General features: G+C 51.0%; 13 protein-coding genes. 11 read left to right on the forward strand and 2 right to left on the reverse strand.

Annotation, left to right across the window (positions count from 1 at the left end):
* The first annotated feature begins 18 nt into the window (after nucleotides 1-18).
* Nucleotides 19-1,494, forward strand: coding sequence for a glutamate synthase subunit beta (locus JOE21_RS00455; protein ID WP_309860927.1), 1,476 nt, complete (start codon nucleotides 19-21; stop codon nucleotides 1,492-1,494).
* Nucleotides 1,495-1,552: 58 nt separating this feature from the next.
* On the opposite strand, the gene JOE21_RS00460 is transcribed toward JOE21_RS00455, so the two are convergent.
* A complete protein-coding gene (locus JOE21_RS00460; RefSeq protein WP_309860930.1) occupies nucleotides 1,553-2,884 on the reverse strand; it encodes a tetratricopeptide repeat protein in 1,332 nt (443 codons plus the stop codon).
* Nucleotides 2,885-3,048: 164 nt separating this feature from the next.
* Between JOE21_RS00460 and JOE21_RS00465 the strand changes: the two genes are divergently transcribed.
* The 10 genes from JOE21_RS00465 (at nucleotide 3,049) to JOE21_RS00510 (ending at nucleotide 11,007) form a co-directional block, all read left to right on the forward strand.
* Entirely contained in the window at nucleotides 3,049-3,291 is a 243-nt protein-coding gene (locus tag JOE21_RS00465) for a hypothetical protein (RefSeq protein ID WP_309860932.1), read from the forward strand.
* A 41-nt stretch (nucleotides 3,292-3,332) separates the two neighbouring features.
* Complete coding sequence (gene comJ / locus JOE21_RS00470; protein ID WP_309860935.1) at nucleotides 3,333-3,902, forward strand: competence protein ComJ; 570 nt, start codon at nucleotides 3,333-3,335, stop codon at nucleotides 3,900-3,902.
* 168 nt (nucleotides 3,903-4,070) lie between these two features.
* Nucleotides 4,071-4,268, forward strand: coding sequence for a hypothetical protein (locus JOE21_RS00475; RefSeq protein ID WP_309860938.1), 198 nt, complete (start codon nucleotides 4,071-4,073; stop codon nucleotides 4,266-4,268).
* A gap of 402 nt (nucleotides 4,269-4,670) precedes the next feature.
* The gene (locus tag JOE21_RS00480; RefSeq protein WP_309860941.1) at nucleotides 4,671-5,462 is read left to right on the forward strand and encodes a CAP domain-containing protein; all 792 of its coding nucleotides are present in this window, start codon (nucleotides 4,671-4,673) and stop codon (nucleotides 5,460-5,462) included.
* 199 nt (nucleotides 5,463-5,661) lie between these two features.
* A complete protein-coding gene (gene nagA / locus JOE21_RS00485; RefSeq protein ID WP_309860944.1) occupies nucleotides 5,662-6,864 on the forward strand; it encodes an N-acetylglucosamine-6-phosphate deacetylase in 1,203 nt (400 codons plus the stop codon).
* Nucleotides 6,855-7,610, forward strand: coding sequence for a glucosamine-6-phosphate deaminase (gene nagB, locus JOE21_RS00490; protein ID WP_309860947.1), 756 nt, complete (start codon nucleotides 6,855-6,857; stop codon nucleotides 7,608-7,610). The genes nagA and nagB overlap by 10 nt, the downstream gene beginning before the upstream one ends.
* Nucleotides 7,603-8,343, forward strand: a complete 741-nt coding sequence (locus JOE21_RS00495) for an SIS domain-containing protein (RefSeq protein ID WP_309860949.1) — start codon at nucleotides 7,603-7,605, stop codon at nucleotides 8,341-8,343. The genes nagB and JOE21_RS00495 overlap by 8 nt, the downstream gene beginning before the upstream one ends.
* A 113-nt stretch (nucleotides 8,344-8,456) precedes the next feature.
* Nucleotides 8,457-8,741, forward strand: coding sequence for an RNA-guided endonuclease InsQ/TnpB family protein (locus JOE21_RS00500; RefSeq protein WP_309860952.1), 285 nt, complete (start codon nucleotides 8,457-8,459; stop codon nucleotides 8,739-8,741).
* A 361-nt stretch (nucleotides 8,742-9,102) separates the two neighbouring features.
* Nucleotides 9,103-9,852, forward strand: a complete 750-nt coding sequence (locus tag JOE21_RS00505) for a GntR family transcriptional regulator (RefSeq protein WP_309860954.1) — start codon at nucleotides 9,103-9,105, stop codon at nucleotides 9,850-9,852.
* Nucleotides 9,853-10,389: 537 nt separating this feature from the next.
* Nucleotides 10,390-11,007 (forward strand): sterol desaturase family protein, encoded by a 618-nt coding sequence (locus tag JOE21_RS00510; protein WP_309860957.1) that lies wholly within the window; start codon nucleotides 10,390-10,392, stop codon nucleotides 11,005-11,007.
* A gap of 805 nt (nucleotides 11,008-11,812) precedes the next feature.
* Here the strand turns inward: JOE21_RS00510 and JOE21_RS00515 are convergent.
* Nucleotides 11,813-13,153 carry a cytosine permease gene (locus JOE21_RS00515; protein ID WP_309860961.1) on the reverse strand — a complete coding sequence of 447 codons (1,341 nt, stop codon included), beginning with the start codon at nucleotides 13,151-13,153 and terminating at the stop codon, nucleotides 11,813-11,815.
* Between the last annotated feature and the right edge of the window lie 21 nt (nucleotides 13,154-13,174).

The following is a 13,174-nucleotide window of genomic DNA, read 5'->3' on the forward strand; positions in this document are numbered from 1 at the left end:
AAGGAGGGGAGTGGCTGGATGGGAAAGTCGACGGGTTTCATGGAATATAACCGAAAGACGGCTGAGGAACGAAAACCTCTGACTCGCATCGGGGACTGGAGTGAGTACCAGCTGCCGATGCCGGAGGAAGAATTGAAAAGGCAGGGAGCCCGCTGCATGGACTGCGGCACTCCCTTCTGCCATACAGGCATTCCGATCAACGGAACGGACTCCGGTTGTCCATTGTACAACCTGATCCCGGAATGGAATGACTTGGTCTATCGGGGACGTTGGAAGGAAGCATTAGAACGGCTGTTGCATACCAATAACTTCCCCGAGTTTACCGGCCGTGTCTGTCCGGCTCCCTGTGAAGGGGCTTGTACCGTGGCGATTAACGATCCGGCGGTAGCCATTAAGAGCATTGAGCGGGAAATTATCGACCGGGGCTTTGCGAAGGGGTGGATCGTTCCCCGGCCTCCGCAGACCCGGACAGGAAAACGGGTGGCGGTGATCGGTTCCGGTCCCGCCGGCTTGGCGGCTGCCGATCAGCTGAACCGGGCCGGGCATACCGTTACGGTCTACGAACGGGATGACCGGATCGGCGGTCTGCTGATGTATGGGATCCCCAATATGAAGCTGGAAAAAAGCCTGGTTGACCGCCGGGTGAACCTGTTGAAGGAAGAAGGCATTCTCTTTGTCACCAATACGGAAATCGGCAAGGATGTAGCCTTGGAGCAGCTGCGCGAGGAATTTGATGCAATCATCCTGTGCACTGGGGCACAGAAGCATCGGGAATTGCCAATCGAAGGGCGAGAGCTGGAGGGAATCCACCTGGCGATGCCTTATTTGACCCAAACCACCAAGGGATTGTTGGATCCCGGCTACCAGGCGGATATTACCGCTGAAGGGAAAGACGTGATCGTCATCGGCGGTGGGGATACCGGTGCAGACTGTGTGGCATCGGCACTGCGGCAGCGCTGCAACAGTGTGGTCCAGTTTGGCCGTCACCCTCGTCTGCCCGATGAGCGAACGGAAGACAATCCGTGGCCGGAGTATCCTTTCGTATTCTCTCTGGACTATGCCTACGAAGAAGCCAAGGCCCGCTTCGGTCGTGATCCTCGTCAGTATTCCATCATCACGAAACGGATCGTCGGGGATGAAAATGGCCATATCCGGGAGCTGCATACCGTGGAAGCGGAAAAAATTATGCAGGAAAACGGCGGATACTCGTTCCGGGAAATTCCTGGATCCGAAAAGGTGTGGCCGACTCAGCTCGTTCTGATCGCCATTGGATTTGACGGTGCCGAAGACTCTATTCTGGAAGGATCGGGTCTTGCTCATGAGCGGCGTAAGCTGAAAGCGGAATACGGCCAATACAACACCAATCTTGACGGGGTCTTCGCTGCAGGCGATGTCCGCCGTGGTCAAAGCCTCATCGTCTGGGCCATTCACGAAGGCCGTGAAGCCGCCCGCGAATGCGACCGTTTCTTAATGGGAACCACTCAATTACCGTAATGAAATAAAAGAGCAGCCGGTAACCACCGGCTGCTTTTTTATTTCCATCTCACACCGGTTACCATTCCACTTCGCCAAACAGTTCGTCTCCTGATTGGATTTCCTTCTGGATGAGATACAGCTCCCGCATGCAATGTTGGAATTCCGCTTCGTTTCTGCCGTCCCAGCATTGAGCGAGCAGGTAGAGGACGCGGTAGGTTTTTTTCTTGTATCCGTACTTGCGGGAGAGGGATAAGGCTTGGCGATAACTTTGAATGGCCTGTTCCATCCGGCCGTGGGATTTATAGAAATTCCCCTGGATCATGAGGGCATTGATGAGGCGGGGAGCGTCGTCGCAGTGTTCTCCGGTGCGAATTGCTTTTTGGATCATGGCGTAAGCTTCTTCCTGCTTGTCCTGTTGCATCAGCAAGATGCTCAACCGGGAATATGTATTGGTAAAGCTGGTTTCATCCGTTGACAGTTTTCCTTCGCATAAAAGGGCGGTTTTGAAGCTCTCTTCGGCCTTGAACCACTCCTGCCGATCCATATGGATGCTGCCGATGGCGGTCCAAAAGGTAAACATGGAGAAATGGTTGTGGTTACGCCGTGCGATTTCTTCTCCTTTATAAGCAAATTGAAGTGCTTCGTCCAACATCTTGGAACGACGGGAAAGCTCGGAACGAAGCCAATAAAAGGTTAAAATGACCTGGAGCTCGTCGGTTTCTCCGAGGGAATCCCAGTGCTCTTGCACCACGCGCAAACTTTCTGCGAATCGCCCCAGCCGTTCCAGGTAGAGGGCGTGATTACAGTGTAAGAGGTACCAAACCGGCTGATGGGGAGTGACGGAATGATAGGACCGAATCCCATTTTCCGTATGGCGCAGTGCGTCATCCAGCTCATTTCGCCCATAGGCGCACACCCCCAGCTGCAAGTGACACCGGGCTTCCATGTTACTGCTTTCGGAAGCGTACTGAGCTAAGTGGAGGGCTTTTTGATAGGCGCGTTCAGCCCGTCTCAGATTATTCTGTTTGAAATGACAACGTCCTTTCAAATATTGCACCTCCGATGAGAAGGGATGCTTGTCTTCCAGCTCCAACCCGTTCAAAAGAGGAAGTGCCTCGTTTACTTCACCGAACTCCAGACGGGAACGTACCAGACGCAGCTGGATCCAGAGGTCTTTCAATTGTTCTTGTTCATCCATCATCAAACTAGGCAATTGATCGGCTTGAATCTCCAGCTTCTCCAGTAGATAATAGGCTTTGTCCTTGCTGACGTGGGGAACCCCTCGTTCAATATTGCTGATGGTGGCGGGAGAAATGTTGTCATCCGCCAAGTCCTCCAATCGCAACCCTCGCTCTTTGCGCACTTTTCGGATTATTTCGCCTAATTCATGGATCTCCAGCGTTTTCACCATACTCCCGCCTTTCCAAGCAGTCGTTCTTCCATATATTCTATCTTATCTAACGGTATCTGGAAATAGGATGAATCGCAATAAGGTGATGGATATGGTTTTTGCAAACCAGTTCAAGCCATCTTGCATACCCTGCAACAACCTCGTTAAAGGGTGATGCGAACATGGTCAAAAAAAAGAAACGGAACAAAAGTGAACAACCTAAACAAAAATCGAATCGTCGAAAGCGAATCAAAGAGAGCGACCTGTATGAAAGCCGGGTGGTGGCTCCCCTGCGTAGCCAGTTGCGCCGAGCTCAGCAAGGAGGTCATCTCCAGGTGGTGGATGAGATCTGGGGAAAACTGCAGGATGCACAGAAACACCATCGAATTCTGATCGCTCGGGGTACATTTGTAGAACGTCCGTAGTAGAAAGAGAGGATCTGCTGATTTTTTAACAGGAACTTGATTTGACCCTTTGGTTCCGGTTGGCTACGATGGGGTCAAAGCGGGCGAAAATCCGTCCGGATAAAGGGGTTGACGCAGTGTATCGAGACTGGAGCATTCAGGAAATCACCATCTCTTACTCGCAATTGGCGGTGTTCAACACGAAGGTCAAGCACCCCTTTCCCGATTGGAAACGGGATCATGTGGGACAAGGATTCGCCTGGATGGATGGATCCGTATCTTTTGGCACTCTGTCCGACTCCACCTGTGAAGTGTTGGTACGAACGGCAGATGAAGTGGAGGAGAACACGGATGCCATCCGTTCTATTGTAGTCCCCTTTTCCGTTCGGGATGAAACGGTAAGTGTGGCCAGTGTGATGTCGGTGGAGCTTCGGTATGAAGTTCCACGGGATCGTTACGAATTGGTATTCCACGCGATTCCGTTGGAGGGGGTATCCGACAGTGGCTTGTACCGAGTTCGGTATGAATTGGTCTTTGTACGGAGCGATTCCCCCCAAGCCCGGATTTTGAAGCAGGATACGGAGCTGTTTCCCCCCGATCCTCTGGTGATGGAAGCGGAACCGGCGGTATAAGCACGTATTACGTGTACGTTTCGCTTTAGGGCCAGGATCTGGGGGTCTTCGTTATCGTTGCAAAAAACACCGCATATCGAGAACATCCTAGTCCTTTCATCAGCCTGGGGTTTTAATCTCGATTTGGTAACCCATACTGGGGTGGAGCGAGCAGAAAGGATGATACTTTTGGGTTACTGGATTGTGGAGCTGTCCAACGGGCAGCCGGCGCTGATTACGGATGACCTTTCCATCACTCCGGATTCCATTTTGGCCGGGGCGGGACCGGGTAGTGATTACGGGGAACAGGAGAAGCTTTTGGATGAAATCCTCTCAGGAATATCCAACAATGTTTTTGGAGACTGGAATGACTTTCTGACTGGATAATAAAAATCGCTTCCCTTTTTAACAGGGGAGCTTTTTGTTTGAAGGATCACTTTGCGATTGTCCGCCAGACCAGCTTGCGTTGCAATGCTCGGTGGTCCACCTAAGGGGTGCGATCATTCGCATGATGTGTCATATAAAATATAATCGGTGTTGTAAGGGTAAGTATCCAAGGTCATGACGCTCGTGATCGAACGGACCGGTGAAAGCCGGTCGATTTTGTTTCTGATGATTCCTTTCATTTGTTCTTTACCCATATCATTAATGTTTTTATGCTGGCACTCCATTAAAACAAATGGACTATATGCATAATCCTTCATGTATAACTCAATATTGGCAAGAAACTCCCTCCCTTGGACCCTCGTTAACTAAAGATGAGGTTTATTATAAGAGAGGAGGGAAAGTGTGAAACTATATTGGAAAAAAGCTGTTGCGGGTTTTGCTCTGGCGGGAATGCTTGCCTTCACAAGCTTCGCCGGGCATGCCGATGCAGCCTCTAAGGAACAACCGAGGGGGGTGGAGTGTTGGCTCTCCCAATCCTTTTTCGATATTCATACCCAATGGATTCAACTGGAGGACAGCCAATGGGCCACCCTGTTGAAGAAGCTCCAACAGCTAGAGGAGAAGGAAACAGAAACCGCGAAACCGGACCAGTCCGAGAAGAAAGCCGAAAAAAAGGAAGAGGAGCCCAAACAGGCGGAACAGCCTTCTCGTAACGCCGATTCCCCGTCGAACGCCGGATCCGGAGGGCAACCCTCTTCCGGCCAAGGTAACGGCGGCGGATCTTCCGCCGAATCCCGAAATCCCGGCATCCAGTCCATCGAGATGGAAGTGGTGAACCTGGTCAACCAGGAGCGGGAGAAACGAGGGCTGAAGCCGCTCAAGGCTGATACTAAGCTCTCTCAGGTGGCGCGGGATAAGTCGCAGGACATGATTGACAACAACTACTTTTCCCACGATTCTCCCCGGTATGGATCCCCCTTCGACATGATGAAGGCATACGGGATCTCCTACCGTACTGCCGCTGAAAACATCGCGGCCGGCCAATCTACCGCCAAACAGGTGATGGACGGCTGGATGAACAGTGACGGTCATCGGGCAAACATCTTAAACCCCAACCTGGATACCATCGGCGTGGGATATGCCAAAGGTGGCTCCTACGGTCATTATTGGACCCAGATGTTTATTCAACGATAAAGACGACCCATTACCCTCCCGGGAATCCGGGAGGGTTTTCTTATAGAGGAAGTGGAAATAAGATGGAAGTGCACATATTGGTATAGACAACTAGACGTTTGAAGGATAGACTGTTATCATAAGTTTCTTTGAGTGGAACTTTTAATCGATTCTCATCGGGTAAGATTAGGAAAGGGAGAGAGTTCGGGGAGGGAGTCAGATGGATCGGGGAGACGGGTTGATACTGACACAGACCGGTGTGGTAACGGAGGATGGGGTGATTGAAAATGGTTACATACGGGTTGAGGGGGGCAAAATCGTTTCCTATGGTGAAATGGCGGATTCCGTTGCGAACCAGTCGGGGAATGTGATCCCCTTACATCCGAATTGCCGGGTACTGCCGGGTATGATTGATATTCACATACACGGCGCGGATGGCGCCGACACCATGGATGCCACTTTCAAATCGATGGAACGGATCGCAAAGGTGTTGCCTCGTGAAGGAACCACCTCTTTTTTGGCTACGACCATCACCCAATCGCCGGAAGCCTTAAACCGGACGTTGTCCGTTGTGAGTGAGTGGATTGGGGAAGGACCCGTGTCGGGTGGAGCGGAGTGTTTGGGAATCCACTTGGAAGGCCCCTTTCTGTCCCCTCGGCGTGCAGGGGCGCAGCCCCTTGAACACATCCGGCCACCCAGCACGGATCAATTCCGGCGGTGGCAGACTCTTTGCAACGGCCATATCCGGCTCGTTACCCTCGCTCCGGAAGAGCCTGGAGGCTTGGAATTAATCCGCTACCTGAAGAACACAGGGGTGGTTGCTTCGATCGGACATTCGGATGCCACTTACGCCCAGGTGGTGGAAGCCGTGCAAGCAGGGGCTACTCATGTTACCCATCTGTACAACGGCATGCGTGGATTTCATCATCGGGAGCCGGGTGTGGTGGGAGCGGCCTGGTTGCGCAAGGAGCTTCTTGTTGAGGTGATCGCCGATGGGGTTCATTCCACAGATGACTCACTTCGGTTGGCATACAACCAAATCGGGTCTGAGCGGATGATTTTAATTACCGATGCGATGCGGGCCAAGTGCCTCCAAGAGGGGGTTTATGATTTGGGGGGGCAGAGGGTGACAGTAAAAGGAAGAGAAGCACGCCTGGCTGACGGGACATTAGCCGGCAGCATTTTGCGCCTGGCGGATGGAGTGAATCGAATGAGGCGAGTGGCCGGCTGCGGATGGGAAGACCTGATTCGCATGACGGCGGCTAATCCCGCCCGCGCCTTGGGTGTAGATGACCGGAAAGGGACGATTGCTGTGGGAAAGGATGCGGATCTGGTGGTTTGGGGACCGGAGGGAGAGATTACTCTCACGTTATGTCGGGGACAGATTACTTACAGGAAAGGGAGGGGGAACGGATGCGCCTGATCCGGGTACGTGATTACGATGCGTTGTGTGAAACGGTTGTCGCAAAAATCCTGGACCGGGTCCAAAGCGGAAGCAGGGTCAATCTGGGGCTGGCCACCGGTTCCACTCCCAGGGGAATTTACTCTCGATTGGTGGAGGATGCCCGGGTAAACGGTACTTCTTACCGACGGGTGCACACGTTTAATTTGGATGAATATGTGGGCTTGTCCCCTAAGGCCCCTGAAAGTTACCATCATTACATGGAAGAAGCGTTATTTCGCCATGTAGATTTTCCGCGAGGCGGGACCCACCTTCCGGATGGCACCACCGCCAATCTTGAAGAGGAATGCCGAAAGTACGAAGCGGCGATCCAGGCGGCGGGCGGGATCGATCTGCAATTATTGGGGATTGGAGTGAACGGACATATCGGCTTTAACGAGCCGGGAACCTCTTTTTCATCCCGTACCCATGTGGTGACGCTGGCGGAGTCCACCCGTCGGGCCAACCGGCGTTTTTTCGATCATCCTCATAATGTACCGAAAAGGGCGATCACGATGGGGGTCGCAACTATTATGGATAGCCGGGAAATTTTTTTAATGGCAAGTGGGAGCGATAAAGCGGAAATCGTGGCCCGGCTGTTGAATGAAGAGGTATCCGAGTCTCTGCCCGCTTCGGTTCTGAAGCGGCATCCCCAAGCCACAATGATAGCCGAAGAGACGGCATTGGCCGGACTATCAGCGGTGGGAACGGAGGGGAAACATGCTTGACCGTTTTTTTGACTGCGTACAGGGAAAATTGAGGGAAGTGAAGGAAAACGAGCGGGATCCCATGGTGGAAGCGGGAGAAGTGATCGCCGACTGTGTCGCGGTCGGTGGTATTGTCCATCTCTTTGGATGTGGTCACTCCCACTTGCTGGCGGCGGAAGCTTTTTACCGGGCGGGAGGGTTGGCTCCGGTTCATCCCATCTTTGTGGAAGATCTCATGCTGCATCGGGGAGCCCTTCGCTCCTCCCGTCTGGAGCGTGAAGATGGATTGGCGGCCGAATTGATGAAAGATGTGAAGATCGAACAGCAAGACGTGATGATCGTCATCTCCACTTCTGGAATCAATCCGGTGCCGATCGAGGTGGCCCGGATTGCGAAGGATCGGGGGGCACGGGTGATCGGTCTTACCTCCCGTGTATACTCGTCCCGAGTTTCAACCCGCCACAAAGAGGCGCTTCGTTTACTGGATGTGGTGGATCTAGTGCTGGATAATCATGTGGATGAGGGGGATGCCATGCTGGGGGTTGAAGGGATCCCTGTCCGATTCGGACCCAGCTCCACCATTGTGGGTGCGTGCATCTTACATGGTGTATTCGCTCATGCGATCCAACTCCTCTTGGAACGAGGAACGGTCCCTCCCCTGTTTCAAAGCGGTAATCTGCCGGGAAGCGAGGAAGGCAATCAGCGTCTGATCCAACGCTATGCCGACCGCATCCCGCTCTTGTTGGATCGGTAAGATCCAACCGAAAAAGGGGAATGCTGAGTCTGAGGAGAGAATTCCACTCGGAAAACGACTCGCCATTCTTTTAGGTGATTGGCATGGAGCAGGGAAATTGGTAGATTATAGATATGGTGAAAAACCGTCCCCTGGCCAAAAAGATTGCGGATGCCGCTTGGCTACAGTTGATCGACTTTACCACTTACAAGGCAGAATGGGCTGGTAAGGAAGTGAAGTTGGTTGATCCTCACAACACGTCCCAGGATTGTTCGCAATGTGGTCGGATCGTGAAGAAAGACCTCAATGACCGGGTTCACTCTTGTCGCTGTGGCTACAGAGTGGATCGGGATCTCAACGGGGCGCGAAACATTCTTCATCGAGCCATCGGCTTCGTACCGGAAAATAAGGTTAACTAGTGCCCCTTCTACCAATATCGATCGTGTTTACGTGGAGGGAGGCTTGGTTTTCCGGCGGAGTCGACTCTGCCACGCATGGAGCGAAGACGGAAAACCAAGCCGACCGACTTGTCCGCGTAAAGGCCAAGAAAAACAGATCGAAGTTACCTGAAGGGGCACTAGCTTGAAATCGAACGTTTTTAGGCTCGGGCGGAGCCTTCGGGAGAGGGTAGCGGGTTGCCGCACCCCATGTCTGACTCCCTGACCGGCCAGGCGCTGCCGCTGAGTAAGGGACCTGTTGGAAAAGTCGTGGTTAGCAGGAGTCAAGTGTATATCTCGCAAATGTCCGGTACGGATACCATGAAAAGTGGGTGGAAGCATCATGAATACCAAGATGATGGGCCGCGTATCCAAGCAAAGCCCGATTCCATTATATTATCAGCTGAAAGAAATCCTCCAGGCGATGATCGACAATGAAGAGTTTAAACCGGGCGACGCTTTTCCACCGGAACGGGAACTGTGCGAGATCCACGGAATCAGCCGCATGACCGCCCGCAAAGCGGTGATGGCGCTGGTAAACGAAGGCGTGTTGTATCGGGAACAGGGAAAAGGAACGTATGTCGCCAAGCCGAAACCGAAACATTTATTGACCAAACTGCGGGGTTTTACGGATGAAATGGAGGAGAAGGGGCTGACGGTGGATACGTCGATTCTCTCTTTTGAAACGGTGGAAGCCACCTTAAATCTCCGCAAAAACCTAAAGATGAAGGAACACCAGGATCGAGCGGTCGAGATCAAACGACTCCGCATGGTGGATGGTGCTCCGTTCGCTCTGGAGACGGTATGGCTGAATCAGGCGATGGTGCCGGGTCTCTCCCGGGAGTGGCTGGAGGGAGGATCCCTTTATACGGTATTAAAACAACAATACCGTTACCAACCCAGTTATGCCCGTCAAACCATCGAACCGATTCAGTTAAATGAGTTTGAGAGCGGCTTATTGGGGCTGGAGCCTGATTCCCTAGCACTGCTGTTTAGGCGGACCACCTTTTTGGAAAACGAGGAGATCATGGAGTACACCAAGTGCATTTATCGAAGTGATCAATACAAATACGAAGTGATCCTGCAACCGTGAGAACCATTGGCACCTCTTTCAGTGGATACAGGAAAACATCCTGTGAAGTGACGAATCTACTGAGGGGGTGTTTTTTCGTGACGGAGAAAAAAGGGGGACATATCTGGGATACACTCGTCGGAGAGAAGAGAAACAGATGAAGTAATCGTTGTTTGAACAGCAACTGGTGGTAAAAGACCTGGATCGATCCCACCGATTTTATTACGAGCAAGTAGGGTGATCCGCTGCTTACGATACGGAAATCGTCCGTTTTTATTGGGTGGGGACGGGCATTCAGTGAAAAGGTTGGCGATGCTTCCCGATGCGCGCGACCGGAGTGGGGGGTCATTACATGGGATGAATGGGAGAGGTGCCATGGTCGAATCACCGCTGAGTAATTCATTTTTACCGACTATACCCGTTTGTTTCTGTAAGCGTTTTAATATGGGGAGCTCTTTTGTCACCACCATGCATACGATTTTTTTGAGGGGAGCAAATCCCGCTGATGAGTAGGTATCGTCACCCCTGGCAGGCCACTTTGAGGAGGGAGACGGCAGAATGAAGGAATATTGGCGTGAATTCTGGTTTCATCCCGATATCGCATCGACCGCAGTGGTTCTGATGGTCGGTCTGGTGTTTGTGGTTCCCCACTTGGGCAGCGGAACGGTATGGCTGGCCTTGGTTGCGGGTCTGGTGGCGTATGCGATGGCGGAGTATCTGATCCACCGTTTCGTGTTCCATTTTCCACCGCCAAAGAACCGGTTGATGTTAAAAATGTTGAAGCGCCTCCACTATGATCACCATCAAGATCCCAACGATCTGAGACTGTTGTTTTTACCGATCTGGTACAGTTGGCCGCTGATCGGATTGACAGTAGGGATTGCTTTTCTGCTGACTCAATCGTTCGTGCATGCGGCGGCGTTTGCGGTGGGAGTGATGGGGTACTTGCTTCATTACGAATGGATGCACTATATCGCCCACCGTCCCGTCAAACCCCGAACGCCCTGGGGTCGGTATATGAAACGAATCCACCTTTGGCATCATTATAAAAATGAACACTACTGGTATGGAGTGACCCATCCGGTGATGGATTACACCATGGGAACAATGAAACGGGAAAAAGAGACCCATCGAAGCGATACGGTCCGGGACCTGGAGAATCCGGGGCGTCGTTAAGAGAAGGTTGATTTACAAGAAGCACCACCTCTTTTCAATCACATAAGGTGGTGCTTTTTACCCTTTTTTTGCATGTGCGGCGTATTCCCCTGAAAGAACGAGCGTTAAAAAAGATTCTACATGGTAATGGGAGATTGCTTGAGAAAGGTAGAGGATAAACGGTCTGCAACAGAACAATATAAGCTTGCTCATGAACTGGCTCACAAAAAAAGAATTAAAATTCCTGTTCCGACTTGCCCAATGTGTCGAAAAGCTAGATGAGAAGGAATTTATATCATTGCGAGCGAGAAAACCCCTAGCTTTAGATATAGGGATGAAAGCGAGCGTCGGACGAGGGAGGGTTGATCCCATACGCTAAGTCCGACACTTTTTTGGAAAAGCCATTTACAAACGTATGTTCTTTTGTTGATATTTACTTGCTCCTTGAAAAGTGGATAGCATATAGGGTTGTGCAAGCCAATCGTCTTGCATGTAAAATGCTATGCGTACCAGAGTGGTTAGGCTGAAAAGCGAAAACCAAGCAGTCAGTCTAACCTCAGATGTGGCAACTAAAACTCTATTTTAACCGTGGGGCTCACGGGGTTCGCTTGGTAAATTTCTCTTCGATAGAAGGGACTACCCAAGAATCCCCCGCATGTATGCGTGGGGAGTGTCAAGGCTGAGGTATAAGTATCAAATACAGCTTGAGCTACAGGATAGGGAGGCGGAACGATTTGATGAAATGGAATAAAAAACTTAGGTAGTAAAAATCCCCCCTATGTAGATGGAGAGGGGATTTTACTATGCCCTTGGTTTTGGAGAGTTTTTAGGCGGTCTCATTCATTGAAGCAGATTCAAAACGAGGTACAATCCACTTTCCAACCACATAATGGAGAATGGCGGCGGATAACAGTCCGTCAACGCTGGGAATCGTACTAAGAGTAAACAATCCCCACCCGCCGTCAAAGGTTGGGGTTGTAGCAAAAGCAACGGTGGTAGCGATTCCCCATACGAAAAGGGCGTGCCAATAAAAAGGTTTGATTTTCCGGTGTGCCAAGAAAGCCATATTCAAGCGATCCGAGTTTAGAAAGAAGTACTCGGTTAAGTATATTCCCGCAATAGGTGCCGCAAATGGGCTTAATAAGAGTAAAAAGTCAATGAAGTTTTCGTAAACACCCATCACAGCAAAAGATGTTCCCAATAAGCCCGCGATAATGGTCAGGATCGGTTTGGGCACCCATTTGAACAAAACAGAAAGATTTAAACCCAAAGTATACATATGGTTGTCGTTGGTAGTCCACTGGGACAAGATGAGGATGGTAACCGCTAAGGCCCCCCAACCGATGGACAACATAATCTGAATCACATCTTCCGTTCCTGTGAGTTTCGAGAGAAACGCCGCTATAAACATCATGAGGCTGTTTCCGATCAAAAAACCAAAGAAGCCGGAAAGCATGGCGTGTTTTGAACTTTTCGCCCAACGAGCCACATCAGGTGAGTGGGAGCAGGCGACGATAAAAGCTCCGACTACAAGCGAGATCGCTGTCCCAAAGCCGATAAGATCCCCTACTGGATGGGTATGGAGGAGATTACGGGTATTTTCTTTATCGGTAAATAATTTGAAAAGCATCGAAAACAGCATCCCCAGCATCAAGGGAACCGCCAGCAAGCTCAATTTTTCGATGGCTTTAAAGCCGATGGTAGCCGTTAACGTCATCAATAACCCGCCGATCAAAGCCAGAACCTTCGAACTGATGTCCAAACCCGTAACGCTGTAAATCGTATATTGAGCTGATTCTCCAAAGAAACCAGCCGTCACTCCAAACCAACCAAAATAAGCGACACTGATGACGATAATAACAAGATAGGAGCCTTTCTCACCAAACGTAAATCTGTTGATCATTGCGGTGGATAATCCGGTTTTTGACCCGACATATGAACAGGCTAAACCGATTAAAGCCAGGATAAAAGAACCGACGGAAACAACGATGAGGGTGTTTTGAAGCGTCAACCCAGAAATAAGTGCCGCACTTAATACAACAGCGGAGAGGTCTACTCCCATTGCAATCCAAACGAGAGCCAGAGGAAGCCAACTCTTTCTTTCTGATAGCGGAACGGGCTCCCTTGAATAATCGTTCGCTAATGCATAATTCGATTGATGTTTCATATTTATCCCCCATTAACTGAT

The sequence above is a fragment of the Desmospora profundinema genome (genome assembly GCF_031454155.1).
Taxonomy (GTDB): Bacteria; Bacillota; Bacilli; order Thermoactinomycetales; family DSM-45169; genus Desmospora; species Desmospora profundinema.

Bases quoted from the DNA above. Each gene is read 5' to 3' on its own strand.
- JOE21_RS00455 (WP_309860927.1), top strand. From the start codon at position 19: ATGGGAAAGTCGACGGGTTTCATGGAATATAACCGAAAGACGGCTGAG.
- JOE21_RS00465 (WP_309860932.1), top strand. From the start codon at position 3,049: ATGGTCAAAAAAAAGAAACGGAACAAAAGTGAACAACCTAAACAAAAA.
- nagA (WP_309860944.1), top strand. From the start codon at position 5,662: ATGGATCGGGGAGACGGGTTGATACTGACACAGACCGGTGTGGTAACG.
- nagB (WP_309860947.1), top strand. From the start codon at position 6,855: ATGCGCCTGATCCGGGTACGTGATTACGATGCGTTGTGTGAAACGGTT.
- JOE21_RS00495 (WP_309860949.1), top strand. From the start codon at position 7,603: ATGCTTGACCGTTTTTTTGACTGCGTACAGGGAAAATTGAGGGAAGTG.
- JOE21_RS00500 (WP_309860952.1), top strand. From the start codon at position 8,457: ATGGTGAAAAACCGTCCCCTGGCCAAAAAGATTGCGGATGCCGCTTGG.
- JOE21_RS00505 (WP_309860954.1), top strand. From the start codon at position 9,103: ATGAATACCAAGATGATGGGCCGCGTATCCAAGCAAAGCCCGATTCCA.
- JOE21_RS00510 (WP_309860957.1), top strand. From the start codon at position 10,390: ATGAAGGAATATTGGCGTGAATTCTGGTTTCATCCCGATATCGCATCG.
- JOE21_RS00515 (WP_309860961.1), bottom strand. From the start codon at position 13,153: ATGAAACATCAATCGAATTATGCATTAGCGAACGATTATTCAAGGGAG.